Raw genomic sequence first — 26,731 nt, 5'->3', positions numbered from 1 at the left:
TCACTTCTAACTGCAATAAACCGATAAAATGACATTAGAAAAAGAGCGAAGAACTATAGGAGTTTTCGCTGGGTATTCCGATGCACAATTGGTACTAAAGGAACTAAAAGCTTCTAATTTTCCAATGGACAAAGTTTCTGTTATTGCACGGAATACAGAAAAAAAAAGTGATATTGCTGGTGTTGAAATTCCAGATTGCACTAGCAATACGTCCTCAGAAGATGCTGCTGGAGCCGTTACGAGTGATGCTTTAGACGGTATTACTGACTTATCAGTTGGTCTAGCCCTCTTGGTAATTCCTGGTATAGGCCCAGTCATCTTAGCCGGAGCAGAAGTAACTGCGATCGCTACCACTTTAGCAGGTGGTTTGCCTGCTTTGTTCCTAAGTTTAGGAATTGCTGAAAAGCAAGCACAGGGTTATAGCGATCTTGTCTGTAAAGGTTACTATTTGGTGATACTAACCGGTATAGACATAGAAATTCGTCTCGCCAAGAGAATTTTTAATCGCCGTGATATTCAACAATGGGGAGTCTTTGAGCCATACTCAACCCCCAATAATCGCTATAAACACGCACTTGGTATTTTTTATCGGCGTCAAGAGGCAGAAAGAGCGCTTACTGAACTGAGAAGCGCTGGCTTCCCAATGAGTCAAATATCAATAGTTGTTAAAAATACAAGCAATCTAAGCGATATTTCAGAGGTAGACATCAGCAGTTCCCAAGATAGATATACTACTTTAGGAATTTCTGATGAGTTAGCTAGATATTATGAGCATCATTTGACTCTTGGTCATTACTTGTTAGTCTTAAAAAGTACTGATATCTATTTAGCAGGCGCAAGAGCTATTTTAGAGAGTAACAAGATTCAACATTTTAGTATTTATAGTCAATCCGAACTTGATGCAGCTAGAAGCGATCGCCAGGTTATTAACAACTTCTAGTTAATCCTCAAGTTAATATTAATAGTTTTTACGACACATGATGATTGTGCATATTCCTCATAATTTATAGTACAAGCAATACGCTTGTACTATAAATTATATCCTTCTATGGGTATAGGTTGTGTTTTGAAACCTTAACTTTGCTGTGGAATGAATGCTGCTTGCGATCGCTAAAGTTACGGTTGCTCTGTAGTATTGATGTATAATGTCATAGATGTCATATTCAACCGCAAAAGTCACTATATTTAGTGTTTAACTAAATTGTGTTTTCATTAATTTAATTTTTACTATGCAGCTGTTTAATTTTACTATCCAGCCTATTTGTATAGCTCTTAACTATTACAAGAGATTTTAAGAAATATCGTTTTTTAGTAAAATCTAATGTTAAATTTATAATTTAAGCACAAGTGTTTAATTATCCACAGCGAGATTCAATTACAAAATCAGGTAGTTCTTATCTTGAAATAAGTTATACTATCAAATGGTTTATTGTTAATAAAATTGTCAAAATTTAAATAAATATATAATTATTTAAACTAACGTTACATTGGGAAAAATTAGGATAAAAATGGTAATCGTTGGTATGCAAAAAACTAAGCATATCCTAACATTAACTAAATATCCTCCATTTATTTGGGATAGCCAAAACATAATCAAAATAGTCTCAGAAACAGAAATAATTTGAATACCTGTTTGGAATAATGTTGAACCGTTTGAAGATTGGAACCAAGATTGGAGTAAGTTTTGCTTTGAGTTTGGCAACTCTGACCACCATTGGTCTAATCTCCTACCAAAGCACCAATGAGCTAATTGAAACTTCGCGCAAGGAAAGCCATACTTACCAGGTGTTAAGTCAGCTTGAAGACCTCAACTTGCAACTGACAAATGCTGAGACAGGGCAACGCGGTTACATTATTACTGGAGAACAGCGCTATTTAGAACCTTATAACGCTGCCATTCAAGTACTGAATCAAAAAGTTAGGGAAATTCAAAGGTTAACGGCAGATAACCCCAACCAACAAAATCGGCTTGATATTTTGCAGCCATTACTAACCGAGAGAATGGCTGTAATGAAAGAAGTCGTAGAGCTACGGCAAAGCCAGGGTTTAGAAGCTTCTCAGAAAGCTGTTCTGACAGACCAGGGTAAGAAGCTGATGGATAATATCCAGAAAATTATCCAGGCGATGAAAAATGAAGAGAATGCACTGTTAAAACAGCGCTCAGAAAAAGCACAAGCAGCTGCTCGGCAAACCCTCGCCAGTATTGTTTATAGTATTCCCTTATTTTCTTTGCTCTTAGCTTTGATTGGATTCACTCTGACCAGACATATCTCAGTACCTCTGAAGCAAGTTTCTGATTTGGCAGAAAAAATGGCGGATGGGGATTTATCGGTAAGTTTACCAGATAGCGATCGCCAAGATGAAATTGGCGTGTTGACGCGCACCTTTAACCAGATGATCGTTAATCTGCGAAACACAACTCAAACAAATGAGGAGCAAAACTGGCTAAAATCTAACTTAGCTGAATTTACCCAGATGCTCCAAGGGCAAAGAAATCTGGAAAGTGCATCTCGCCTGATATTGTCGAATTTAGCACCACTGGTTGGGGCCTCACAGGGTGTTTTTTATGTAATGGACTCCATCAACGACCAGCCTGTGCTGAAGTTGTTGAGTGGTTATGCTTACAAAGAGCGGAAAAATTTGGCGAATCAGTTTCACTTGGGTGAGGGACTGGTGGGACAATCGGCTCTAGAAAAACAAAGAATCCTCCTCACGGAAGTTCCCAATGACTATATCCGCATCAGTTCCGGTTTAGGAGAAGCACCACCGCTAAATATTATTGTGTTGCCCATACTATTTGAGGGGCAGGTAAATGCTGTTATTGAACTTGCCTCTTTTGGGTCTTTTAGTGAGTTACACCTGATATTTCTAGAGCAATTGAGTGAAAATCTGGGTGTATTTTTAAATAACATCGCCTCACAATTGCAAACACAGCAACTACTTGAAGAGTCTGTTGCTTTAACAGAGGAACTGCAAACCCAGCAAGAAGAACTACAGCAAAGCAATCAACGCTTGGAAGAACAGGCGCACGAGTTAGAAGAATCACAATTTATTGTCAAGCAATCTAACGAAGAATTGCAACAACTAAATGAGGAGCTAGAAGAAAAGGCAGAATTATTAGAAGTTCAAAATCGAGAAGTAGCCCGCAAAAATCAGGAAGTTGAGCGGGCGAGGAGGTCTTTGGAAGAAAAAGCTGAACAACTGGCCTTGTCTTCTAAATATAAGTCAGAATTTCTGGCGAATATGTCCCACGAGCTGCGGACACCGTTAAATAGCCTATTAATTTTAGCAAGGCTGCTGGCAGATAACTCTCTTAACAACTTGACCGACAAACAGGTAGAGTACAGCCGGACTATTTACTCAGCTGGAACTGATTTGCTGGAATTGATCAATGACATTCTAGATTTGGCAAAAATTGAGTCGGGTACTATGTCGCTCGATATTGAGCAAATTACTCTTGCAGATTTGGAGACATCTCTAGAGCAGACTTTCCGGCAAGTTGCCCACAATAAAGAAATCAGTTTTACTATTGAACGGGATGAGAAGTTACCCCCAACAATTTATAACGACTCCAAACGTCTGCAACAAGTGCTGAAAAATCTCCTAGCTAACGCCTTTAAATTTACAGAACAGGGAGGCGTGAAGTTACAAATATTCCAAGTTGATAATTCCACGATCGCTTTTGCCGTCAGCGACACGGGCATAGGCATTCCAGCCGAAAAGCAGAAGATTATTTTCGAGGCATTTCAGCAAGCAGATGGCACAACTAGCCGTAAGTACGGTGGGACTGGATTAGGCCTGTCCATCAGCCGTGAATTAGCTCAACTATTGGGAGGGAGAATTGAACTACTCAGCCAAGCAGGACAGGGAAGCACCTTCACCCTTTACTTGCCCAGGCAACAGGAAAAGCATGGCCCAAATATCACTACACCACCCCTTGAGCCAACTACCTCTATCCGCACAGCATCGACCATAAAAGAAATTTCGATACTGGAAAACAGACCCACAACCGTGGACATCTCTCCATCAGTGAAAGTACTTCCCAGCTTACCCCACGATATTCCAGATGACCGGGAAATAATTCAACCGGGCGATCGCATTTTGCTAATTATCGAGGATGACGATAAATTCGCCCGTATCTTACTAGATATGGCACGTCAACAGGGCTTTAAAACGATTGTTGCTTTACAGAGCAAACAAGGTCTAGCACTAGCGGAACAGTTTAAGCCTAATGCAATTATGCTAGATATCCACATGCCAGAGATGGATGGTTGGACGGTGCTGGATCGTCTAAAGCATAAACCAGATACTAGACATATACCAGTACACATACTTTCTGTTGATGAAAGACAACAACGAGGATTACAACTAGGAGCGATTACCTATCTCCAAAAACCCGTGTCTCCAGAAGCGCTAACTCAGGTATTGACTGAGATTAAAGGCTTTATTGAGCGTCAGGTAAAAAATCTGCTAATTGTAGAAGATGACCCCGTACAAGCCCAAAGTATTATCGAACTGATTGGTAACGGCGATGTCCAGAGTACAGCAGTAGGTACGGGGGCAGAAGCCCTCTCGATTTTGCGATCGCATCACTTTGATTGTATGGTACTGGATCTCGGTCTGCCCGATATGAGCGGGTTTGCCCTAATTGAGCAGATAAAACTTGAACCCAGGCTTTTGAAACTGCCGATAATTGTTTACACCGGCAAAGAACTCAGCCGACAAGAAGAAACCCAGCTGCGGGGACTTGCAGAGACAATTATTATTAAAAATGTGCGATCGCCAGAGCGGTTGTTAGACGAAACTGCCCTATTTTTGCATCGAGTGCAAGCAAATTTGCCTACACCAAAGCGGCAAATGCTAGAGCAACTACATCAAACTGACCCGGTGCTAGCTAATCGGAAAATTTTGATTGTAGATGATGACCTGCGAAATATTTTTGCCCTGACCAGCTTTTTAGAAAGCTATCAAATGCAAGTGCTGTTTGCCGAAAACGGCAGAGATGGTATAGAGAAGCTGCAAAATAATCCTGAAATTAATATAGTTTTGATGGATATCATGATGCCGGAAATGGATGGTTACGAAACCACCCGCGCCATCCGTCAGCAACAACAGTTTCGCTCACTACCAATCATTGCTTTAACTGCCAAAGCTATGCCAGGCGACAAGGAAAAGTGCATCGAAGCTGGAGCCTCTGACTACATCACCAAACCTGTAGATACTGAGCAACTGCTTTCACTGCTCCGGGTTTGGCTGTATCGGTAAGGGAGTGGGCAATAGGGAGTTATTCTCATTCAACTTTTGCATAAATTCTTCATGTTCTGTGGCAGCTAAACCTGCTTGTAACACAGATAACACCGTTGCCATTTCTCCTGAGAGTAAGGCAGGTACTGGCAACCATAACCCCGGAAACACCTGACTGCGAATAATTCCCTGCTCATCGGTTGGTAGCGAAACATACTCGTCCGCTTGCAGCCTAAACCAATCCAACTGATTATCTAATGTTCGCCAGACAATATACTCCTGTACTCCATTCCGCCGATAGGTGCGTTTTTTATCATGTAAATCGATGGCTGCACTGCTTGCTGCCACTTCTATCACCAGTTCGGGTGCGCCTTGGATATAATCATCCTCACTAATCAATGCCTGTCTGCCCGGAATGAATAGTACCGCGTCAGGCTGTGGTTCATTATCTGGATCTAAACGCACTGTGGGTTCAATTCCCAGAACAAGCCCAGGCGTTGCCGTTTTATAGTTCCACAACCACCCGATCAGGTTTCCATGTGGTTCCCCATGACTTTTAATTCTGAGTGGCGATGCCATGATATACACAACTCCTTCAACCAGTTCAGCTTTTCTTAAATGCGGCATTGCCTGATAGCGCCGCTCAAATTCGCAGCGAGATAAGCGATCGCCATTTTCCAGAGGTAAAACTGAAATCATTTTTTTAGGAGTTGCAACCATCCCTTTGTCCTCTTTACCCAATTGTCCAAACTGAATCAAAATATTCTAATTTGGCAGTGCTGCATCCATTTTACTACCGCACATGAAAAAGCTCTTGTGCAGCGATTAGGGGTTTCGCCCACAAGGGACGTTAGTGTTCGCGTAATAACTCAAAGCAAAAGCCCACACTGCACCCGATCAAGGGGTCAATGTGGGTAATTTATCCCTGTAACACGAATAACAGTCTAGCGGAACATACTACTAACTGAAGTATCTTCATGAATTCGCCAGATAGTTTCTCCCAACAGATTAGCTACTGACAGCACCACTAGTTGGGGAAAACGATTGTTTTCTGGTATGGGAATGGTATTGGTGACAATGACTTCCTCAAACAAGCCACTAGACAACCGCTCCATCGCTGGTGGAGAGAATACCGCATGAGTTGCACAGGCATATACCTGACGCGCTCCTTCTTCACGCAGTAATCGCGCTCCTTCTGCGATCGTACCCCCAGTGTCGATCATGTCATCCACCAACACTGCCGTTTTGCCTTTAACATCGCCAATGACATTTAACACTTCTGCGACATTATGTGCCTGACGACGTTTGTCAATAATCGCCAGTGGAGCATCACCCAGTTTTTTCGCAAATGCCCTAGCTCGTGCTACACCACCAACATCAGGAGAAACAACTACCAAGTCTGGCAGTTGTTTGCTTGCTAGATAATCCAGCAATACTGGAGAACCGTAAACATGGTCAAAGGGAATATCGAAATAGCCTTGAATTTGCGCCGAGTGTAAATCCATTGCTAGAACGCGGTTGGCACCTGCTTCGGTGATCAAGTTAGCAACCAGCTTGGCGGTTATTGACTCTCGTCCTGCTGTTTTGCGATCGGCACGAGCATAGCCATAGTAGGGAATTACTGCCGTTACCTGTCGCGCAGAAGCTCGACGACAGGCGTCAACCATAATCAATAATTCCATCAAATGATCGTTGACGGGTTGACAACATGGCTGGATTAAATAGACATCACAACCCCGAATCGATTCTTGGATTTGAACGTAAAGTTCTCCATCCGCAAATCTTTTGCGAATCATTGGTCCCAAGTCCATGCCCAGATAACGAGCGACTTCTTGAGACAGTTGTAAATTGGCAGAGCCAGAAAACAGCCGCAGGCGATGATTATCGTTCAGTCCTGTTGCAGATGGTTGCATTTTGAAAGTAGCAGAACTGAGCACAGCAGATCCTCTATGTGCATTCATAGCAATATTATCATTAGAGATTTAATAGATTTAACCAAGAAATAGCCTAAAAAAACATCTGTAAGTTTTATTGAAGCTTCCATACAAAATTTAAACATTTTTGCATAAAATTATTATTCGCTAATTATCTAGTTTTCTTGGCAAACAAGCTATTGATAGCTTAACTGACATCAAGTTAATGCATTAGGTCTATAGTTCAATTTTTTGGTTGAGGTAAATAACCCTAATTGCTTAAATATTATTGGTGTGGTAGGTTCTTCTAATTACCTCATTGATAGCTGACAGTAAAGCATTGACAACTTTAGTGATATTAAAGAGTTTGTCCTCACACAGTATAGCACCTATCACTAAGTAGTCAAAGGGTAACTTATTACTCTATGACTTACGCATTGGCAAACATGACAATCATAAAAAGCCCAGAAGAGGCTAGCAGTAGACAAAATTACTCCACATATAAGCACGTTTTTAGATAAAGTTTAAATAAATATTAAATAAATATTAAATAAAGATATTTTTTTTTGATCCTAAAACATTACTCAATAAAAATAATCCTATCTAAGTAAACTCATGTAAACATTTTTACTTAATTTTTTTAATTAAATCTAGAAAAGTTTTTCAATATCAATAACATTGTAAATGTTGAACCTGAACCTGAGCATCCTGTCAAGTGTAAGCTACCAATTGCTGCTGAATTAGTTAGTATCCGTATTGCTGCCGGGATAAAATTAGTACTGTTGGATGTTGCTCTAATCTTTAGGTGGTTGCGATCGCTCCAGGTGGGTGCAGCAATACTGCATATCGCCTACAATCTGCGACTCAAACGGATGATAATTTTGGATGTTGGGGCGATCGCCACTCGAATAAATTTGGTAAATAGCCGAATAGCAGAAAAATTGACAAAATATTGATTTTTAGTGCTAAAGGAATCATTCTCGATCTTGATTCTGAATTCTGAATTCTGAATTCTGCATTCTTCTTCAATTTCCCCAAGAATTGATTGAAAAACAGAAGAATGATTTGTATAATCTGGATTCTCAAGTTAATTTTGCATATTTCCAAATCTCTGGTTTTTCTAGAAAGAGAAATTAAATGGAAGATTGGGGACTCTTAAGTTGTGGAGTAGGAAAAACCTTGCTCTGGTGGAGTGTACTTGTTGGGTATAGTAGAATATTGCCGCAGGTAACTGTCCGTCGCCTCCTGGACTTAATCTTTGTGGGTGATCTCCTCAGTTGCTACTACACTCAATCAACCGATCATGCAACCACCGATTACAGTTGGCACTGTCTTGCAAAACCGTTACCGGATAATTCAAATTCTCGGACAAGGAGGATTTGGTAGAACCTATCTGGCAGAAGACCAGAGGCGCTTTAACGAACTTTGCGCGATTAAGGAATTGAATTCAACAGCAGGGTCGGCTTTGGATTGGGAGAGGGCACAAGAGCTTTTTCACCGAGAAGCTGCCATTTTATATCAAATCGAACATCCACAAGTGCCGAAATTCCGGGAAAGATTTGAGCAAGACCAACGCTTATTTTTGGTGGAGGACTACATTGCAGGTCAGACGTACCGCACTCTGCTGGCTGAACGTCAAGCTGTGGGTAAAACTTTCACAGAGGCTGAAGTATTACAGCTGATAGAGTTGTTGTTGCCTGTTTTAGAGCATATTCACAGTCGAGGAATTATTCATCGGGATATCTCGCCAGAAAATATTATTTTGCGAGATAGTGACGCTAAACCTGTGTTAATTGACTTTGGGGTGGTGAAGGAACTGGCAACGCGTTTACAATCGCCAGATAGTCCCATACCAAAAACCACCGTAGGAAAATTAGGCTACTCTCCCAGCGAACAAATGCAAACAGGGGGAGCTTATCCTAGTAGTGATTTGTATGCATTAGCGGTAAGCGCGATTGTTTTGCTGACTGGTAAAGAACCAAAGGATCTATTCGATCAAAACCAACTAACTTGGAATTGGCAACGGTGGGTAAAAGTGAACCCGCGATTTGCTGTAGTGTTGAATCGAATGTTGAATCATATACCGAGCGATCGCTATCAAAGTGCTGCTAGTGTATCTCAAGCACTACAACCTTTACACGAAATCAATCTTCCGAATGTGAATGTGTCTAACTTGCAGACAATGGCAGTTAGTCGCCGTCCTGACTTAGTAGCACCAGCAGCTTCGCCCAAGAAACCCGATCCTGTGATTCCACCAAGTTCCACTAGCTCAATCTTGGATAATCCGTTAGCGATCGCCGCCATTGCCATTGCTGTCGTGATCGTAGCAGGATTTGGTTCTTGGGCACTAGTTAGTTCTATCCGCGGTCAGTCAAAAACACCAGATGAGACGCTTCCACAAAATTTCCCTTCACCAGTAATTCCTAGTGGTACTACATTCACACCCACACCCACGCCAACACCGACACCGACACCGACACCCACAGCAACTAACGATCGACCTGTTATATCTACTAAGCGCCTCAAGCTGACAGCATCTAACCCAATCACGGTTGAAGGTACTCTCAAAGCAAATCAAATCATTCAGTACAGCTTTTTTGGGCGAGAAGGTGCTAAATTAAACACGTTTATTGACCCAGGAAGCAGCATTCTGCTAACAATCTTAAGTCCCAATGGACAACCAATTGAGAGTACTGCCCAACAAGTCACATTTTATCAAGGCACATTGTTGCTTACTGGTAGATATACTATTGAGTTAACTCTGCTTTCAGGAGTTGCCGAAAGCAATTACAATCTCAATGTTGCATTAGAAAAACCAGTCAAACCAACACCGACAGAAACACCTTTGCCAATTCCCACAGAAGCACCCTTACCAATTCCCACAGAAACACCTTTGCCAATTCCCACAGAAACACCTTTGCCAATTCCCACAGAAACACCCTTGCCAATTCCGAACACTACTGAAGCGCCAACTTTTCCGCCGGCTGATGGAACCCAACCATTTTCTGGTCAAAGAAATTAATGTTAAACACACTACTAATTACTGGAACTGATACGGAAGCTGGTAAAACTGTTTTAACAACAGCATTAGCAGCTTATTGGCAAAAATATTACCCGCAGCGTCGCTGGGGAATCATGAAACCGATTCAATCGGGGGTTGGCGATCGCGAGTGGTATCAAAAGCTATTTGCGCTAGAACAATCTGCTGAAGAAATTACACCTTTATACTTTCAAGCACCTCTGGCTCCTCCTATAGCAGCAGCACGGGAAAATCGCCGAGTAGATTTAGCAGTAGTTTGGCAAGCTTTGTCTAAACTGCGATCGCAGCGTGATTTTGTGCTTGTAGAAGCCTTGGGAGGCTTAGGTTCGCCAATAACTGAGGAATTAACGGTAGCTGATTTGGCGGGGGAATGGCGTTTACCAACAGTATTGGTAGTACCAGTGAGATTAGGTGCGATCGCTCAAGCAGTGGCAAATGTGGCATTAGCTAGACAATCGCGCATCAATCTCAAAGGCATTGTTTTGAACTGCGTACAACCCCGAACGGATGCAGAAATTGCCGACTGGGCACCATTTCAATTGATTCAATCACTCACTAACACGCCAGTTTTAGGCTGCTTACCCTATCTAGATAACCTGACTGATTTAGATAAACTTGCTCAAATAGCATCAGATTTAGATTGGGAAACACTAACACTTGAGAATGATTTAAATTGACATTATCGAAAAAATACAGCAACATTTTTCAGGATAGTCATCGGCCCTTGGGTTTTGAGAATCTCCATTTCTGCTGCGTTTCGCACCAGCAGGGCACCAGCGAATCCTAATGAATTCACAGAGATAGATTGGAAATGCTCCTGCGATCGCGGTACGATTAACATCCATTCTCGTGTCGCTAGCAGATTGTAAGCACCAGATTGCTTTGCATCTAAACCCACAGCATGACGCAAAGTGTGATAAATTTCCAGTGTTGCTTGGGCCCCTGCCAATGGCGATCGCACCCAATTAGAATTTAATGGTGCGAAAGCATGTACAAAAGGAAGTTTTGCTAAAGTTGCATTCGAGTTTTGAAATTGTGCTGATGTTAGCAAAGCTTCAATCGGTATTTGCAAGCCTGAAGGGGCAAGTGGTAGTGGCACTAATTGTAAGTGCTTGTGTCGCTGACTAGCACCTGCGATTTTGCTACTGTTGTAAAATGCTAAACCATCGAAATCAGCTAAACACGCCCACATAGCCGTAAAATCTTCCAGGGTGAGTAAGCTTTCTTGTTCCTCGAAAGCACGGGTGATGATTAGCAGATGATAATCTACAACATTGAATTTATTTAAAATACATACATGAGTATCAGAGATATCCGCCACAAATAAATCTTCTTCGTAGGGCAAGAAAGGATTAAACTCTTCACCAGCAGTAGCAGATTGTTTTTCCTGTTTATCCTTAGCCGCTTTTTTGCGATTCAGGTTAGACAAAATCCGCACCAAAAAGCGCACGCCATCCTGTTCAACAAATTCAAATTCTGTCGGAATCGATAGTAGCGCCCCGCATTGCAAAGCATATTCAGTCCGTTCTTTAACACTTGTCCATAAAGTGCCAGGTTTAAGTAAGATTTTCCCCTGTGCCATTTTCATTCCTTCAGGCATGATGAAGAGTGCTGAGTTCCGTTAGCGGTAGCGAGGCGTTTAGCCCGTGCTGAGTTCTGAGTTTAAAGACCGCCCACAAGGGGCCTTGCTCAAACCCAAGTACATAAATACTGAGTAATTCTTAATTTACTTTAAGCCGAGGCACTAAGTTTGGTAAAGAGTACGCAGCGATGTACGTCTCTACGAATGACTATATTCCAATACGGTTCAATAAAATACCAAAGCTTTCACAACAACGCAATACCTTTGCAACAAAACTGTCACAAATCATATCTACATTAGTAATACATCTAAATATCCTTCCAGACAGCAATGCAAAACGAATCTCGCGACAGAGAACACCCATCAAATAGCATTTTACATAACACTGCTGATGCCAAATATCATAAAACCTGGAGAAAGGCTGCCGCCTCTCTATCGCTGGTGCTGCTGGGATCAGGTATGACATTGGCAGGCGGCTATATGGCTGGACACTCCCAGCAGGTGTCTGAAAATGCATCTAATTTGGCAGTAAGTCGAGTAAATGCTGCTCCTCCATTACCAGCAGGCACAGATCCTAACTTTGTTATCCAGGTAGTACAAAAGGTAGGGTCTGCTGTAGTGCGAATTGACTCTTCCCGAACCGTAAAAACCCAGTTACCAGATGAATTTAACGATCCATTCTTCCAACGCTTTTTTGGCTCTCAAATGCCAGAACAACAGAATCGCGTAGAAAAGGGTACTGGTTCAGGTTTTATTATTAGTGCTGATGGTCGTATTCTTACCAATGCCCACGTAGTTGATGGTGCTGATACCGTAACAGTTACACTCAAAGATGGGCGTAGCTTTAAAGGTAAGGTGTTAGGAAAAGACGAGCTGACCGATGTTGCTGTTGTCAAGATTCAGGCAGATAATCTCCCGTTAGTAGCCTTGGGTAACTCAGATCAACTACAACCCGGAGAATGGGCGATCGCGATCGGCAACCCCCTTGGATTAGATAATACAGTAACTACCGGAATCATCAGTGCCACCGGACGCAGTAGTAATCTAATCGGCGCTCCCGATAAGCGAGTAGAGTATATTCAAACCGACGCCGCAATTAATCCCGGTAACTCCGGCGGTCCCCTACTAAATTCCCGTGGCCAGGTAATTGCCATGAATACAGCCATTATTCAAGGGGCACAAGGATTAGGCTTTGCTATTCCTATCAACACAGCACAACGCATTTCCAGTCAACTAATAGCTACAGGTAAAGTAGAACATCCTTACTTGGGAATTCAGATGGTGGGGTTAACACCTCAGCTAAAACAAAATATCAACTCAGATCCCAACAGCGGTTTGAGTGTGAATGAAGATAAAGGTGTATTAGTTGTAAAAGTTATACCAAATTCACCAGCTGCTAAAGCAGGGATACGTGCTGGTGATGTGATCCAAACGCTTGGAGGTCAAGCAGTCACAGATGCCAGCAGTGTCCAAAGGGCTGTAGAAAATAGCCAAGTCGGGAGCGATTTACGTATGGAATTACGCCGCAATGGGCAGAATCTTAACATCGCTGTGCAACCTGGTGCTTTCCCCACCCAAACCCAAGTGCAATAAACGTTTTGCTATCAATTGAATAAAAGTGAATTTTCTGGGATGGGTATTTTGCTCGTCCCTTTTTTCTGGTGGCAAAATTGAGTTGCAGTAACCGTATTGCAGTCAGGTAAGCACTACCACAAACATCAAAATCGGAGTTTTCGGTATTAGCAGTTCTACCTTGGAAAAATAGTTTTATTCAATAGCAGAGTCATATTTACATTTTTTATACATGACATTAGTCATGGTTCAACTAATTACCTTTTTCACTAGTGTATAGCTCTTTTCAGTCCTAGTATTTATTTGTCAAAGGAATTCATATTTTATGAAAAATTAATTTCTTTGATGTCAATATCATAAAAGGGAAGTTTGCGAATGAGTATTAAAAGGATGCTTGCTAGTGCAGCGCTGATTTTACCAATTGCTGTTACCTTTATTCCTTTTCAAGCCGATGCTCAGATTAGACGACCAGTTAGGCGATCGGTTCCAGCTAGAATAATCAGAAGACCAGTGCGAGTTAGGGTTCGTACCCCTGTTCAAGTGAGAAGGAGAATAGTGATTCCTGGACGTTGGGTGCAAACAAATCGTGGTCGCCGCTGGATACCTGCTCGCTCTGTATATAGATAAGAAGTCTTACAATTGCAAAAAAATATTGTCCATCAATATTAATTGCAGATTTGTTTTTTCATAGCTTTAGTTAGTGTTTAAAATCCCCTTTAGAATATTTCTAAAGGGGCATTATTTCATATTTACAATAGACTTCAGCCCTCACCCTAAATCCTTCTCCCAAGCTTGGGAGAGGGACTTTTAAATTGGCTCCTCTTCTCCCAATTTTGGGAGAATTTGATTTATCAGGACTTTAGTCCTGACGTTGCAACTGAATTTTAAGCTAGAGCAACTGCTGGTTGTTGCCAGCGTCCCACCGCTTTACCAATTACTGCCAATTCTTGCATCAAATTATCGAAACGGTCTGGTGTCAGAGATTGGGGCCCGTCGGATAAAGCTTTGGCAGGATTAGGGTGAACCTCTATCATCAGGGAATCTGTACCAGCTGCGATCGCAGCCATTGCCATTGAAGGCACAAATTCAGACCAACCTACGCCGTGACTTGGGTCAATCATAATTGGCAGGTGAGTCAGTTTTCGCAACACTGGCACTACCGATAAATCTAGTGTATTTCGCGTATACTGACGGTCAAAGGTGCGTATTCCCCTTTCACACAAAATGACATTAGGATTACCAGATGCCAAAATATACTCGGCTGCCATCAACCAATCTTCAATAGTAGCTGCCATTCCCCGCTTCAACAGAACTGGTTTCGGCTGCGCTCCCACTTTTTTGAGCAAAGAGAAATTCTGCATATTTCTTGCCCCCACCTGAATCACGTCAGCAACTTCGGCAATTTTATCCAGGTCTGCGGCATCCATCACTTCTGTAATAATCCCTAGTCCGCTGACTTCCCGCGCCCTTGCCAACAAATCTAAGGCACTCTCGCCGTGTCCTTGGAAGGCATAAGGTGAAGTCCGGGGTTTGTATGCTCCTCCGCGCAAAAATGAGGCTCCAGCAGTCTTGACGCGTCGTGCCGTCTCCACAATCATTTCTTCATTTTCTACGGAGCAGGGGCCGGCAACGACTACCAAAGGCTGGTGTTCGCCAAATACCACCGCTCCATTGGGAGTATTAACCACCACATCCGAAGCTTCGCCGTGGCGGTACTGACGGCTAGCTCGCTTGTAAGGTTGTTCTACGCGTAACACCTGCTCAATCCAGGGGCTAAGTTCCTGAATTTGTAGTGGATCTAAGTTGGCGGTTTCACCTACTAGACCAATAACTACTTTGTGTTGACCAACAATTTTTTCTGGAGTTAGCCCCCAGCTAGTTAATTCCTCATCAATGCGGTTTATTTCCGCCTCTGGGGAACCAGTTTTCATTACTATAATCATCTGAAAGTTCCTGATTAATTAATTGAGTAAAATTTTCTGTAAATAGGCTAACTTTATTGTTGCCTATTGGCCTAATTACAAATAGTTAAAAATAAAGTTTGTTTACAAAATAAATAGACAAAATGTAGCGCTCAGTCAGTACTTTTACTGCTAAATAACTAGATATGGGGTATAAAAAGGATTATATAATTTTAATTAGCAATGTTGAAGTTATAAAATTTCAACTTCAACATTCACTTTTTCATTTACCCAATATCACAGTTACTTAATACCTGAGCGCTGTTCATTATAAGTTTTTTTGCCGAGTTTTGCGCCAAGCTGCCACCATTCGTCCCCAATTGGTGTTGAACTCACCCAAACCCAGCAAACTTCCAACTTTTTCTTCATCCCAAGAGGCAGAGAGAACGCCATAAGTTATCCCTAAAACCCCCAAACCAAATAATCCCATGTTCACCAATAACACGGCGATGGGAGGTAGTCGGATGTCGGAGTAGATAGCAAGCAGATAACTAACAACCAAGGCGCTAATGCCCAAAGCTGTTGGTACACCACAGAATCCAGCTACCCGTCGGATCATCCGCTGGCTGACGACTTGGGGAATTGCCATCTCTTGTTTGGTGTAAACCACTTTTTTTTCAGCCTGTTTGACGGATTCTGAGGGCTGTGCAGCGGGTTTACTTTGAGTTTTTGCGGGTTTTTGGCGCTTTTTGTTCGGTTCAAAGGGCAAACGACTGCGTTCAGATTCTTCAGCAGACATAAGCGGTAGTCCTATCCACGAATACCGAGACGAGCAATCAAAGCTAGATACTTTTCCCGGCTTTCTTGCGATATATAAGCTAGAAGACGCTTGCGCTGACCGATTAGCTTCAACAGTCCCCGCCGGGAAGAATGGTCTTTTTTATTTGCCTGGAGATGTTCGCTGAGGCGGTTAATGCGCTCAGTTAGCATAGCAACTTGGACATCGGCCGAGCCAGTGTCAGTTTCGTGAACTTGGTAGTTGGAAATTATTTCTTGTTTCCGCAGTTGCGTGAGGGCCATGGTCGATTCGGTTTCTTGTTTTTCTAAATGTATGCAGCAGTCTCCTATAATATCACAGCCCTCAAGCTGGATGTGGAATGACCTTTGAAGTAATATTTGTAATTTTTGATACTAATTTTTACAGGTTAACTCTCGGTATACGTTTTAATCCCTGATAGGGATTTTAATTGATTGCGATTTTGCCGGATGGGGGGGTGCATTTCGCTTCAGGTTTCAATCCCTAATAGGGATTTTAGTTGATTGCGATCGCAGGCTTCTAAAAGCCTTGTGTTATTTGGTTTTCAAGGTTCAATAGCACGAATGCGAAAATCATAACATAAAAAGTTGCAATTATGCTAACTGTAAATAGCTGAAAGTCAGTCTATATAAGGTGCGCGGATGGCTTCAAGATACTAAAGCCCTCAAATCCTTGCATATACGGCAATTCAGCTATTTTTGTAGTTTCCCCTTCTTCAACACCTACCCATCCGCGCATTTAGCGAAAAAACTAATTCGATTGGAAAGCTGTTTCTGTTTAGTTATAGATATCCTACTCGATTAGGTTAGCTGACTTTCGGTTGATGCCTACGCTTACGCAATTCCAGCATTCCCATAACTAACCTTATTTAGCAACGTCTTCAAAATCTGTTATCGCACAAGCAAATTCTCTAAAAGCTGTTTTAATCAGAACCTCTTTCGTTCCTCTTTCCAGAGAAGAGTTGCGTATGAGGTCTGTTAATTCTATGAACAACAGAGAAAACATAAAACGATCTTGGCGGTCAACTTGTTTCAAGCAAGACGATATAAACTGATAAAGCTCTGTTTTTCTGGGTTTGGTCTGTTCATCCCATATTTGCAAACCAAGCCGAAAAGTTCTCAAGCGGATTTCATTGGTGTTAAAGGACGCGTCTTTGTAGCGGACTGATACGCGTTGGGGTAGTTCCATGAGTTTTAGCTATACATATTCAATGTAAAGTAATTATTCACTTATATTTTGGCTCAACCGGAAAAATCTGGTATTTTGCACCAATAGTAATAGCCGCCAGATGTTAGAAACGAATGACTTGCGTGGAATATACAGAGTTTTGCAGGGTAGTACAAACGTTCTGCCCTGCATCGCCAATTTAGAGGATACCCCAGAAATGGAGTAGCCCTTGACCAGAAAAAGCTTCAATCAAAATCGCAGATACAAAACCAATCATTGCTAGACGACCGTTCCAATTTTCACTCTGAGGAGTGAAGCCAAAACGCACAGCATTAGGATCTTCTGAAACAATAGGCGCAGGATTCTTAAAGCCTGACATGAGCATAACTCCAAGGTTCAAGTGTTGTAGCAGTTGTAACTGTCTGTAAAGTAATGTAACAGATGTTTAAAAAAATGCAAGATTGAATGAATTAGGACTTACTCACTCTCTACGAATTCTTTGTCTGCGAGACGCTGCGTGATGTTGATGATAACAGCGAATTAGTGCAAGAAAATTGGACTATTAGCTTTAGTATAGATAATGATTTTGGCGATTTTTGATGGTTAAAGCGCTTTTCAAATGCATAAACTTTTCTCCTAAAAGGTTACGCTGTACACATAAGTTATCCGATTACCCAAAAGTCCTCCAAAACCTCACCCTGTCCTAATCCTTAGTAAAGAGAGGGACAGGTTGAGGTATCTCAGGGGCTATCTATGAGACTAACCGTAAATTACCTTGACAAAGGCTTGTGTGTACATCGTAAGTAAACTCTTTGATAGAGTTATTAAAGTTACGCCGGATAAATCCGTAATCTTCTATTTGGTTCTTCGCCAAAACTATGCGACTTGAGGCGATAATGTTCTACCAACTCATGTTGCATTTTGCGGACTTGGGGAGAACGCGGCAATAACTCGACTGGCTGTCCTTTAGGAATCACAATTTGCTCAACGGCAAGTCTAGCTTCTTCAAGAGCATCCATTTCATCATCGCTACCATTGTGCAAAAACAATTGTAGTTCTCTATCATCGGCCATTTCTGGGTCGTCGATGTTCAGCAACCGCCGCAAACCACGGGTAATTTGGGGAATAGTGCTGGACTTAATTACGTGGATGGGTACATGACGGGCTTTGGCCATTTGGCGTAATTTAGCGTGGTTTTTGACGTGTGATCGCAGTGCTAAAATTGCATCAGCACTATCTATATCTTTTGTCAATATCACGGGCAAAGTTAGCACGCTAATTACTTGTTCTAGTTGGTGACGGCTAACCCCATAAGGGTAAACGTGCAATGGCAAATCTTCACCATTCGGCCCTGGCACTCTTGTAGCAGCATCAAAATCAATGCTCTCAGAATAATTGAAAGATTCATCCAGTAAACGGTCAAACTCGCTGCGCCCAGTTACCCGCTCTACAGGCAATTGGGGTAGTGCAACCATTTGTCCAGATGAACGCCAGCCATTAGACGGTCGTGCCGGCGGGAAAGAATCTTCCACTGTTGCTAGCTGTCCACCACGACCGTTGACAACAGCTAACTGCCTTGTAACCGCAATTTTGCCGCGATCGTCAACGGTTCTCGTTTGTGGGGTAGGTTGACGCCCCCGCAACAGATTATCTACGGTGTCAGCAACACTTTCGTGTACTGTCCAGCGTTGGCGTTCCAACATTTCCACCGCAATTTCAAAGGTAGGCGGCGCTTTCCGCTCCAAAACGGTCTTTTGAGAGCCTCGCCGTCTAGCTTCATCGTCTCCCAACGTCACAGCTTGGATACCCCCAACTAAATCAGCCAGAGTGGGGTTTTTAATCAGGTTTTCGATCTGATTCCCGTGGGCAGTACCTACCAACTGTACACCCCGTTCCGCAATGGTACGAGCCGCTAAAGCTTCCAGTTCCGTGCCAATTTCATCGATGACAATGACTTCTGGCATGTGGTTTTCTACTGCCTCAATCATCACCTGATGCTGTTCATTTGGATGAGCCACTTGCATCCGCCGAGCGCGACCAATGGCGGGGTGAGCAACATCACCATCCCCAGCGATTTCATTGGAGGTGTCAATAATCACTACTCGCTTATGCAGATCGTCCGCTAAAACACGGGCTATTTCCCGTAAGGCGGTAGTTTTGCCCACGCCTGGACGCCCCAGCATGAGAATCGATTTACCAGTTTCTACCAAATCGCGGATCATGCCAATGGTTCCGAATACCGCCCGACCAACGCGACAGGTCAAGCCAATAATCTTACCAGTGCGGTTGCGAATGGCGCTGATCCGATGCAAAGTTTGCTCAATTCCTGCTCGATTATCTCCGCCAAAGATTCCGACTCGTTGAATGCAATCATCTATTTGTTCTTGAGTAACGGGTACTTCGCTCAAATACTCAGCTTGATTAGGAAAGCGAGCCTCTGGGCGACGACCCAAATCCAAGACCACTTCTACTAAACTATCTCGTTTGGGATGACTCTCTAGTACTTGTTGCAGGTCTTGGGGCAAAATGTCTAATAACTTTTGGAGATCGTCTGTAATCGTCATGCTTTCTATGGTGACGTTTTTAGAGATAGCGAGGACATTTGCGTGCAGGAGAACCCGTCCTGGGTATTTTCCGAACGAGCGATTAATGCTCCTGCTGTGACTTGATCTGGGAAACGAGAGAATGGGCAAGTTCTACAGCTTGCCAAAGTAATACTTCATCTTCTTCTAGGCGAACATTCGCCTTCACATTAGTGTTACTTACCTCCTTATTCTCTAACTGTTCGAGAATTGGTGACAGCAGTACGCGGGCGTAGCTACCGTAGGCGACCCCAGAAATGGAGGAGGGGGGGCAGGGAGCGGGGAGCAAGGGGGAAAACTTTTCTCCTCTGCCCCCCGCCCCCTGCCCCTCTGCCTCTTTGAGTAGTCCCATTGCCTTTAACTTAGCAACGGTATACTTATTTGTGCCGCCTGCTAACTGCACATATCCCGGTAACTTAGCTGCCAAAACTTTTTGCCCTAATTTCACCGCAGCTATTGTGGTGCCATCGCCAATATCACCACTCATCGGACGACCATCGGTTTGCCAAATTAAAGCACCCTTGAGTGGGGCAATCCTGTCATACAGCGCTCTCAAATAGTCAATCATCCCTTCGCCATCAGGACAGCTGATGGCTAGTAACTTTAGTTGATCCGCCCACGGTGAAATTGCTTGCCATAATCGCTCAAATTCTGCCAACCGCCCGACTTGTGTATGGATTTCTACGGCATCTACTCCCGTTGACATTACCAATGGTGCGATCGCTCCCGGCGTTGTCACGTATGAAGCTGTATAAATTATACTATAAGGGCAAATTGGTATGCAACGACCGCAGCCATAACACTTTTCGGATACTACTCCTGAAAAGTCTTCTTTGATACTGTCAAACACGATCGCTTGTGCCGGACAAATCCGTTCACAGGGTCTAGGGCAGTCTGTAGGACACTCATGAGGATTAAATTCTGCTTTGCGAAAATGGGGGTCTTCTCCATCGTTTAGGCTGACCATCAAAAAGGGTAAATTGCCTTTGTAGTCAAAGCCTCGCTTTTGGGCATCCTTAGCCAGAGATTTGGCTGCTTGTAGCCCTGATTGCGCTGCTGCAATTACTGCTGGATCAGCTGCAACATCTATGCAGTCAGCGCCCGCCAAAGTATAGGCTAACGTTAAACTTCTGACTGCCGGCAAATGCTGGAAGCTGGCTCCGCAGATCAGCTTGAACCAGTCACCTTGTTTGAGAGATTGTAAAGGTACGAACAGATCAGTCACTATTCTATTATGCGTTTATGCGACTAAAAATAGTAGTCTGCGATCGAGAAAAAGTCCGAATTTGCTGATTTAGGTATTGAACTGGGGATTGGGCATGGGGCATTGGGCATGGGGCATTGGGCATGGGGCATTGGGAATGGACAAGAGACAAGGTAGACAAGGGAGAGACTTGTTCAATAATTCCCCCTTGTCCCCTTGTCCCCTTGTTTCCTCTGCTCCCCTGCCTCTTGCTCCCCACTCCCGCAGCCATCTTAGGAGGCCGATAACATGAGAACTGTATTTTTTGTAGAAGACTCTGCTGAAGATAGAGCTTTGTATCGACGCTTCCTAGAGCGAGACGATCGCTACACTTATGATATTTACGAATTTGAGTCTGGAAATAAGGCCCTACAAGCTTGTCAAGCAAAAATACCAGATGTGATTTTGTTGGACTATCGATTACCAGATTTAGACGGGTTGGAATTTCTCACGAAGCTACAGAGGCAAACTTCTAACAGCCAAATTTCGGTAATTATGCTGACTGGACAGGGAGACGAAACGATCGCAGTCCAAGCGATCAAGAGTGGGGTGCAAGATTATCTAGTCAAGGGAAAACTGACCTCTGATAATTTACGTCGAGCGGTTCATGGGGCGATCGAGCAGATACAGCTAATGCGGCAGCTAAAACAGCAACAGGAACAACAAAAGTTAGTAGGAGCGATCGCTCTTAATATTCGCCAATCGTTGAGGCTTCAAGATATCCTTGCCACGAGTGTTCAAGAAGTCCGCCAATTACTGGGTGCCGATCGGGTAATGCTGTATCAATTCACACCTCAAATGCGGGGTAGCATCGTCGCGGAGTCGGTATTATCCCAATGGACACCAATCTTAGGACTGGAGATTGAAGATACCTGTTTTCAGGAAAATCAGGGAGAAGAATATCGCCAAGGAAAAATTTGGGCAGCGACGAACATCTACGAAGCAGGTTTAAGTGACTGCCATATTCAACTTTTGGAACAGTTTCAGGTGAAGGCGAATTTAGTTGTCCCCATTTTGTTAGAAAGCAAGGGGACTCAAGCAGTTGAACTTTGGGGGTTATTTATTGCACATCAATGTTCTGCCCCGCGACAATGGCATACATTTGAGGTGGAATTGCTCAAGCAACTGACAGTGCAACTAGCGATCGCTATCCAACAAGCCGAACTTTACCACAATCTCCAAACCCTCAACACCGAGTTAGAAGCCAAGGTACAAGAACGCACTGCCAAATTGCACCAAAGCGATCGCCGTTTCCGTGCCATTTTCAATAACACTTTCCAGTTCATCGGACTGCTAACGCCATCTGGCATTTTACTGGAGGCGAACCAGACGGCGCTAAGTTTTGCCGGACTGAAACTGGAAGATGCGATCGATCGCCCTTTTTGGGAAACACACTGGTGGACAATTTCACCGCAAACTCAAGCAGAATTAAAACAAGCGATCGCTCGTGCAGCCCAAGGAGAGTTTATCCGCTATGAAGTTGATGTTCTCGGTGCAAATAACCGAGTAGCAACAATTGATTTTTCACTCCGTCCGCTTTTAGACGAGACAGGTCAAGTTATTTTGTTGATTCCAGAAGGGCGAGATATTACCGAACTCAAACAGGCCAAAGAAAAACTCCAACAAAGTGAGGCCCTGCTAGCCACTACTCAACAAATCGCCCATATAGGCAGTTGGGAATTTAACTTAGTAACCAAAAAGCGCTGCTGGTCTATGGAAACCTTTCGCATCTTTGGTCTAAATCCAATTGAAAGTGAACCGACTCAGGCAGAATTCCTCCAGATGCTTCACCCAGAGGATCGCACACAGTTCCAGACCAATTTTGAACAAGCCATCGCCCAAGAAACCCCTTTCAGTATTGAGTTCCGAATTGTCCGACCCGATGATTCAGTGCGCTACCTTGAGGGGAAAGCAGAGATAGCTTATAACGCTCAAGGGCAGGCAGTTAAGGTGTTGGGAGCTATTCTAGATATTACAGAACGTAAACAAAATGAATTAGAAATCATCCGTAGTCGTGACCTGCTAGAAGCTGTTTATAACGAATCCGCTGATGCACTTTTTTTGGTAGATGTAGAAACATTATTGACTATTGACTGTAACGATCGAGCAGTGAAGCTATTTGCAGCCTCTAACAAAGCTGAACTCATTAACATTGCAGGTCACACTCTGCAAAAACAACAGTTCACTCCTGATGAGTTAGACTCCATAACCGAAGAAATTAACCAGCAAGGGTTTTGGAGTCTAGAAATTGAATACATTACCAAACAGGGCAAATCGTTTTGGGGAAATATCGCAGCCAAACAAATTACCGTTGCTGGTAACGTGATGAACCTAGTGCGAGTCACAGATATAACTGTGCGTAAGCGCGTAGAAGAAGACCGCAAACGGGCAGAAATAGCGCTCCGAGAAAGTGAAGAACGACTACAGTTAGCACTTGAGGCTTCGGGGGATGGTTTGTGGGACTGGAACATTCTCACTAAAGAGGTGTATTACAGCCCGCGCTATTTAGAAATGCTCGGATACACTTTTGATGAACTCCCACAAGATTTTAGTACTTGGGAGCGATTAGTTCATCCAGAGGATTTGCCTTGGGTTGAGAAAATCTTGGCAGATCATCTCAAGGACAGTTCAGTACCCTACAAATTTGACTATCGACTTCAAAGTAAATGGGGTGAATACAAATGGATTGCTAACTACGGCAAAGTTGTCATCCGAGATGGACAGGGAAAGCCTCTGCGAATGACTGGTACTCATCGGGATATCAGCGAGCAACAAGCCGCGCTACGCGAACACAAACAAGCCGAAGCAGCCTTAGCCAAAAGTGAAGAACAACTGAGGCTAACGTTAGAATTTAACCACATCGGTCTTTGGGATTGGAATGTTCAAACAAATGAAGTTACCTGGAACGACAACCATTATCGTTTGTTAGGTTTAGAGCCAGAAATATCAGCAGCCAGCTATCAACTATGGCGCGATCGCTTGCATCCAGAGGATGTTGACCGAATCGAACAGGCTGTATCAAATGCACTGGCACAACATATTAATTTTCAAGGTGAATATCGAGTGATTTTTCCCGATGGCAGGGTTCACTGGCTCACGGGGAAAGGACGTGGCGTTTACAACGAAGCAGGCGATCCTGTACGGATGTTAGGAGTAATTATTGATATTAGTGAGCAAAAGCAAGCAGAAGCAGCTTTGCAATAAAGTGAAGCCCGATTCCAGGCATTTATGAACAATAGCCCAGTGCTAGCTTGGATCACTGATACAGATGGGCGTGTACTTTACTTAAATCAAACATACCTGCGGACATTTAAATTACTACCCGAACAGGTGATTGGGCAATCTATTTCTGACCTCTACCCAGATGAAATTGCTCGGCAGCATTTCGATCACATTCGCACAGTCATAGAGACAAATCAGGTAATGGAGGTGATTGAAGTTGCTCCCCGACCAGACGGTTCCCTTGGTGAGTTCTTAGTATACAAATTCCCAATTCTCGGATTGTCTGAACAAAAGCTAGTGGGTAGGGTGGCGATTGACATCACAGAACGCAAGATTCTAGAGCGAGAACTAGCTCACAAGCAAAAGTTATTGGATACCTTCATCAATAATGCACCTGTTGGTATAACCATTCTCGATCGAGAACTGCGTTTCTCATTCATTAATGAAGCATTAGCAGAAATTAATGGCATTCCCGCGACGGCACATATTGACAAGACACCGTGGGAGATTATCCCGAATTTGGCATCACAACTGGAGCAAGTCTTTCAACATGTTTTGACAACGGGTGAACCGATTCTGGATTTGGAAATCAGTGGAGAAACCCCAAAACTTCCAGGTGTAATCAGAACTTGGCTAGCTTCCTATTTTCCAATTCAGTCTGAAGCCGATGAACCTATTAGTATGGGCATTGTGGTAGTTGAAATCAGCGATCGCAAACGTGCTGAACAAATGTTAGAGTTGCAAGCAGTCATTACCCGCAACATGGCGGAGGGAATTTGCCTAGTTCGTGCCACAGATGCCGTGTTTGTCTATGCAAATCCTAAATTCGAGCAAATGTTTGCTTATGACCCTGGTGAATTAATCGGTCAGCACGTGTCGATTGTCAACTACGGTGATAAATATCATACACCTGAAGATGTTAATCAGGCGATTAGAACTACTATTTTGAAACACGGTGAAGCAACCTATGAAGTCCATAATATTAAAAAAGATGGTACTCCATTCTGGTGTAGCGCTACCGCTTCCGTTTTTGAACATCCTGAGTATGGAAGCGTCCTTGTCGCCATCCATCAAGATATCACTGAGCAAAAGCAAGCGGAGGAAAAAATCAAAGCCTCTCTAAAAGAAAAGGAGGTATTACTCAAAGAAATTCATCATCGTGTTAAAAATAATTTAGGAATTGTCAGCAGTTTGCTGCAAATGCAATGCAGACGAACACAAGATCCTGTGGTGACAGCTATTTTGCGCGATAGCCAAAACCGCATTGCTTCCATTGCCCTAGTTCATGAAAAACTATACCGTTCTGAAGACCTTGCTGATATTGATTTCGCTCAATACATTCCAGATTTAACAACTCATTTATTTGATTCCTATAATGTCAGTTCTAGCCAGATTAAACTAAATATTCAAGTTGATAATGCTAGCCTCGACATCGAAACCGCCATTCCTTGCGGCTTAATTATCAACGAACTGGTTTCTAATGCTTTAAAATACGCTTTTGTTGGTAATCGTGGGGGAAAAATTGAGGTTAAGTTTTATCAAAAATCCGAATCTAATTTGATACTCATTATTAAAGATAATGGTGTTGGCTTACCTGAAAATTTTGATAGCAAGAAAACCAAAACGCTGGGCATAACCCTTGTCCAGGGTTTAGTCAAGCAGCTAAGAGGAAAACTTGAAATTAACTCTCAACAAGGTACAGAGTTCAGAATTACTTTTACAAACAGTCGGACATGAAAATAATTGACATCTTATCAAACACGCAGACAAAAGAGACAGTTAGAGTCCTTGTTGTTGAAGATGAATATATCCTTGCTATCAACTTACAAGAAACTTTAGAGTCTTTAGGATATGTTGTTTTAGATATCGCCGATTCTGCCGAAGAGGCAATTGCAAAAGCAACTGAATTACGCCCAAACTTAATTTTGATGGATATCAGGTTACGGGGTGAAATGGACGGCATCCAGGCAGCGGAGCAAATTTGGCATCATTTGCAAATTCCGATTATCTACGTCACAGGTCACTCCGATAACAGTACTGTTGAGCGAGCAACGCTAACATCCCCCTTTGGATACATTCTCAAACCCATAAAGGAACAAGAACTTTACGTTGCAATTCAAACAGCACTCAATCGCTACGATCGCGAGCAATTTTTAAGTTCTGTACTTCGGGGAATGGGTGATGGGGTAATTGTAGTCGATACTGAATTAAATATTAAATACATGAATCAGGTAGCTGAAGCTCTGACAGGGTGGCAATGGAATGAAGCTAAAGACAAGATGTTAGCTGAAGTTATCAAAATTATTGATGAACAAACTCAGCTACCGATAGAAAATCTAATTATTGCAGCTCTCCAAAAAAAAACTACTATGAACCTATCCCACTAATAATATTTTGTTAATCCAGATATGAATTGTAGCAAGGTCAATGAATGCGTCAAAGTAAACT

20 protein-coding genes and 1 pseudogene are annotated in these 26,731 nt (G+C 42.9%); 11 read left to right on the top strand and 10 right to left on the bottom strand.

What is annotated here, in order from left to right; genetic code table 11:
- Positions 1-28: 28 nt before the first annotated feature.
- The gene (locus HWQ43_RS22415; protein ID WP_292738192.1) at positions 29-940 is read left to right on the top strand and encodes a hypothetical protein; all 912 of its coding nucleotides are present in this window, start codon (positions 29-31) and stop codon (positions 938-940) included.
- 701 nt (positions 941-1,641) lie between these two features.
- Positions 1,642-5,265: a response regulator gene (locus HWQ43_RS22410; RefSeq protein ID WP_292738191.1), complete on the top strand. Its 3,624-nt coding sequence runs from the start codon at positions 1,642-1,644 to the stop codon at positions 5,263-5,265.
- Here HWQ43_RS22410 and HWQ43_RS22405 read toward each other — a convergent pair.
- Together HWQ43_RS22405 and HWQ43_RS22400 are read right to left on the bottom strand one after the other, a co-directional pair.
- The gene (locus tag HWQ43_RS22405) at positions 5,236-5,964 is read right to left on the bottom strand and encodes a Uma2 family endonuclease (protein WP_292738190.1); all 729 of its coding nucleotides are present in this window, start codon (positions 5,962-5,964) and stop codon (positions 5,236-5,238) included. The genes HWQ43_RS22410 and HWQ43_RS22405 overlap by 30 nt on opposite strands.
- A 224-nt stretch (positions 5,965-6,188) precedes the next feature.
- Positions 6,189-7,205 (bottom strand): ribose-phosphate pyrophosphokinase, encoded by a 1,017-nt coding sequence (locus tag HWQ43_RS22400; protein ID WP_292738189.1) that lies wholly within the window; start codon positions 7,203-7,205, stop codon positions 6,189-6,191.
- A gap of 734 nt (positions 7,206-7,939) precedes the next feature.
- Here HWQ43_RS22400 and HWQ43_RS22395 point away from each other — a divergent pair.
- The 3 genes from HWQ43_RS22395 (at position 7,940) to bioD (ending at position 10,874) form a co-directional block, all read left to right on the top strand.
- Complete coding sequence (locus tag HWQ43_RS22395; protein WP_292738187.1) at positions 7,940-8,113, top strand: hypothetical protein; 174 nt, start codon at positions 7,940-7,942, stop codon at positions 8,111-8,113.
- Positions 8,114-8,460: 347 nt separating this feature from the next.
- The gene (locus HWQ43_RS22390; RefSeq protein WP_292738185.1) at positions 8,461-10,179 is read left to right on the top strand and encodes a serine/threonine-protein kinase; all 1,719 of its coding nucleotides are present in this window, start codon (positions 8,461-8,463) and stop codon (positions 10,177-10,179) included.
- Entirely contained in the window at positions 10,179-10,874 is a 696-nt protein-coding gene (bioD, locus tag HWQ43_RS22385) for a dethiobiotin synthase (protein WP_292738183.1), read from the top strand. The genes HWQ43_RS22390 and bioD overlap by 1 nt, the downstream gene beginning before the upstream one ends.
- A gap of 2 nt (positions 10,875-10,876) precedes the next feature.
- On the opposite strand, the gene HWQ43_RS22380 is transcribed toward bioD, so the two are convergent.
- On the bottom strand, positions 10,877-11,779 hold the full coding sequence (locus HWQ43_RS22380) for a phosphorylase (protein WP_292738379.1): 903 nt from the start codon (positions 11,777-11,779) through the stop codon (positions 10,877-10,879).
- Positions 11,780-12,109: 330 nt separating this feature from the next.
- On the opposite strand from HWQ43_RS22380, the gene HWQ43_RS22375 reads away from it, so the two are divergent.
- Positions 12,110-13,372, top strand: coding sequence for an HhoA/HhoB/HtrA family serine endopeptidase (locus tag HWQ43_RS22375; RefSeq protein ID WP_292738181.1), 1,263 nt, complete (start codon positions 12,110-12,112; stop codon positions 13,370-13,372).
- 354 nt (positions 13,373-13,726) lie between these two features.
- Positions 13,727-13,978: a hypothetical protein gene (locus HWQ43_RS22370; RefSeq protein WP_292738179.1), complete on the top strand. Its 252-nt coding sequence runs from the start codon at positions 13,727-13,729 to the stop codon at positions 13,976-13,978.
- 257 nt (positions 13,979-14,235) lie between these two features.
- Here HWQ43_RS22370 and aroF read toward each other — a convergent pair whose 3' ends face one another.
- From aroF to ldpA, 7 genes are all read right to left on the bottom strand, one after another.
- On the bottom strand, positions 14,236-15,294 hold the full coding sequence (gene aroF, locus HWQ43_RS22365) for a 3-deoxy-7-phosphoheptulonate synthase (RefSeq protein ID WP_292738177.1): 1,059 nt from the start codon (positions 15,292-15,294) through the stop codon (positions 14,236-14,238).
- A gap of 286 nt (positions 15,295-15,580) precedes the next feature.
- Positions 15,581-16,051, bottom strand: coding sequence for a PAM68 family protein (locus HWQ43_RS22360; RefSeq protein WP_292738175.1), 471 nt, complete (start codon positions 16,049-16,051; stop codon positions 15,581-15,583).
- Between the two features lie 11 nt (positions 16,052-16,062).
- Complete coding sequence (gene rpsO / locus HWQ43_RS22355) at positions 16,063-16,332, bottom strand: 30S ribosomal protein S15 (protein WP_094348354.1); 270 nt, start codon at positions 16,330-16,332, stop codon at positions 16,063-16,065.
- Between the two features lie 601 nt (positions 16,333-16,933).
- Entirely contained in the window at positions 16,934-17,257 is a 324-nt protein-coding gene (locus HWQ43_RS22350) for a hypothetical protein (protein ID WP_292738173.1), read from the bottom strand.
- A gap of 178 nt (positions 17,258-17,435) precedes the next feature.
- Positions 17,436-17,615 (bottom strand): chlorophyll a/b-binding protein, encoded by a 180-nt coding sequence (locus tag HWQ43_RS22345; protein ID WP_094348356.1) that lies wholly within the window; start codon positions 17,613-17,615, stop codon positions 17,436-17,438.
- Between the two features lie 451 nt (positions 17,616-18,066).
- Positions 18,067-19,800 (bottom strand): R3H domain-containing nucleic acid-binding protein, encoded by a 1,734-nt coding sequence (locus HWQ43_RS22340; RefSeq protein ID WP_292738171.1) that lies wholly within the window; start codon positions 19,798-19,800, stop codon positions 18,067-18,069.
- 82 nt (positions 19,801-19,882) lie between these two features.
- Positions 19,883-21,043, bottom strand: coding sequence for a circadian clock protein LdpA (gene ldpA / locus HWQ43_RS22335; protein ID WP_292738169.1), 1,161 nt, complete (start codon positions 21,041-21,043; stop codon positions 19,883-19,885).
- 267 nt (positions 21,044-21,310) lie between these two features.
- Between ldpA and HWQ43_RS22330 the strand changes: the two genes are divergently transcribed.
- The 4 genes and pseudogenes from HWQ43_RS22330 to HWQ43_RS22315 all read left to right on the top strand — a co-directional run bounded on the left by HWQ43_RS22330 (position 21,311) and on the right by HWQ43_RS22315 (position 26,670).
- Positions 21,311-24,265, top strand: a complete 2,955-nt coding sequence (locus HWQ43_RS22330) for a PAS domain-containing protein (protein ID WP_292738167.1) — start codon at positions 21,311-21,313, stop codon at positions 24,263-24,265.
- Positions 24,266-24,277: 12 nt separating this feature from the next.
- A pseudogene (locus HWQ43_RS22325) lies at positions 24,278-25,006 on the top strand (PAS domain-containing protein); the annotation flags it as partial.
- A gap of 6 nt (positions 25,007-25,012) precedes the next feature.
- Entirely contained in the window at positions 25,013-26,020 is a 1,008-nt protein-coding gene (locus HWQ43_RS22320; RefSeq protein ID WP_366932883.1) for a histidine kinase dimerization/phosphoacceptor domain -containing protein, read from the top strand.
- Positions 26,017-26,670, top strand: a complete 654-nt coding sequence (locus HWQ43_RS22315; protein WP_292738165.1) for a response regulator — start codon at positions 26,017-26,019, stop codon at positions 26,668-26,670. Before HWQ43_RS22320 ends, HWQ43_RS22315 begins: the two co-directional genes overlap by 4 nt.
- The last annotated feature ends 61 nt before the right edge of the window (positions 26,671-26,731 follow it).

The sequence above is a fragment of the Nostoc sp. JL31 genome (genome assembly GCF_017114965.1).
Taxonomy (GTDB): Bacteria; Cyanobacteriota; Cyanobacteriia; order Cyanobacteriales; family Nostocaceae; genus Nostoc; species Nostoc punctiforme_A.
Note: the sequence above shows the minus strand (reverse complement) of the source record. Positions and strands in the feature narration are given on the sequence as shown.

What these genes read in the sequence shown, in the direction of transcription:
- HWQ43_RS22415 (WP_292738192.1), top strand. Translation starts at nt 29, where the DNA reads ATGACATTAGAAAAAGAGCGAAGAACTATAGGAGTTTTCGCTGGGTAT.
- HWQ43_RS22410 (WP_292738191.1), top strand. Translation starts at nt 1,642, where the DNA reads ATGTTGAACCGTTTGAAGATTGGAACCAAGATTGGAGTAAGTTTTGCT.
- HWQ43_RS22405 (WP_292738190.1), bottom strand. Translation starts at nt 5,964, where the DNA reads ATGGTTGCAACTCCTAAAAAAATGATTTCAGTTTTACCTCTGGAAAAT.
- HWQ43_RS22400 (WP_292738189.1), bottom strand. Translation starts at nt 7,205, where the DNA reads ATGAATGCACATAGAGGATCTGCTGTGCTCAGTTCTGCTACTTTCAAA.
- HWQ43_RS22390 (WP_292738185.1), top strand. Translation starts at nt 8,461, where the DNA reads ATGCAACCACCGATTACAGTTGGCACTGTCTTGCAAAACCGTTACCGG.
- bioD (WP_292738183.1), top strand. Translation starts at nt 10,179, where the DNA reads ATGTTAAACACACTACTAATTACTGGAACTGATACGGAAGCTGGTAAA.
- HWQ43_RS22380 (WP_292738379.1), bottom strand. Translation starts at nt 11,779, where the DNA reads ATGGCACAGGGGAAAATCTTACTTAAACCTGGCACTTTATGGACAAGT.
- HWQ43_RS22375 (WP_292738181.1), top strand. Translation starts at nt 12,110, where the DNA reads ATGCAAAACGAATCTCGCGACAGAGAACACCCATCAAATAGCATTTTA.
- HWQ43_RS22370 (WP_292738179.1), top strand. Translation starts at nt 13,727, where the DNA reads ATGAGTATTAAAAGGATGCTTGCTAGTGCAGCGCTGATTTTACCAATT.
- aroF (WP_292738177.1), bottom strand. Translation starts at nt 15,294, where the DNA reads ATGATTATAGTAATGAAAACTGGTTCCCCAGAGGCGGAAATAAACCGC.
- HWQ43_RS22360 (WP_292738175.1), bottom strand. Translation starts at nt 16,051, where the DNA reads ATGTCTGCTGAAGAATCTGAACGCAGTCGTTTGCCCTTTGAACCGAAC.
- rpsO (WP_094348354.1), bottom strand. Translation starts at nt 16,332, where the DNA reads ATGGCCCTCACGCAACTGCGGAAACAAGAAATAATTTCCAACTACCAA.
- HWQ43_RS22350 (WP_292738173.1), bottom strand. Translation starts at nt 17,257, where the DNA reads ATGGAACTACCCCAACGCGTATCAGTCCGCTACAAAGACGCGTCCTTT.
- HWQ43_RS22345 (WP_094348356.1), bottom strand. Translation starts at nt 17,615, where the DNA reads ATGTCAGGCTTTAAGAATCCTGCGCCTATTGTTTCAGAAGATCCTAAT.
- HWQ43_RS22340 (WP_292738171.1), bottom strand. Translation starts at nt 19,800, where the DNA reads ATGACGATTACAGACGATCTCCAAAAGTTATTAGACATTTTGCCCCAA.
- HWQ43_RS22330 (WP_292738167.1), top strand. Translation starts at nt 21,311, where the DNA reads ATGAGAACTGTATTTTTTGTAGAAGACTCTGCTGAAGATAGAGCTTTG.
- HWQ43_RS22320 (WP_366932883.1), top strand. Translation starts at nt 25,013, where the DNA reads ATGTTAGAGTTGCAAGCAGTCATTACCCGCAACATGGCGGAGGGAATT.
- HWQ43_RS22315 (WP_292738165.1), top strand. Translation starts at nt 26,017, where the DNA reads ATGAAAATAATTGACATCTTATCAAACACGCAGACAAAAGAGACAGTT.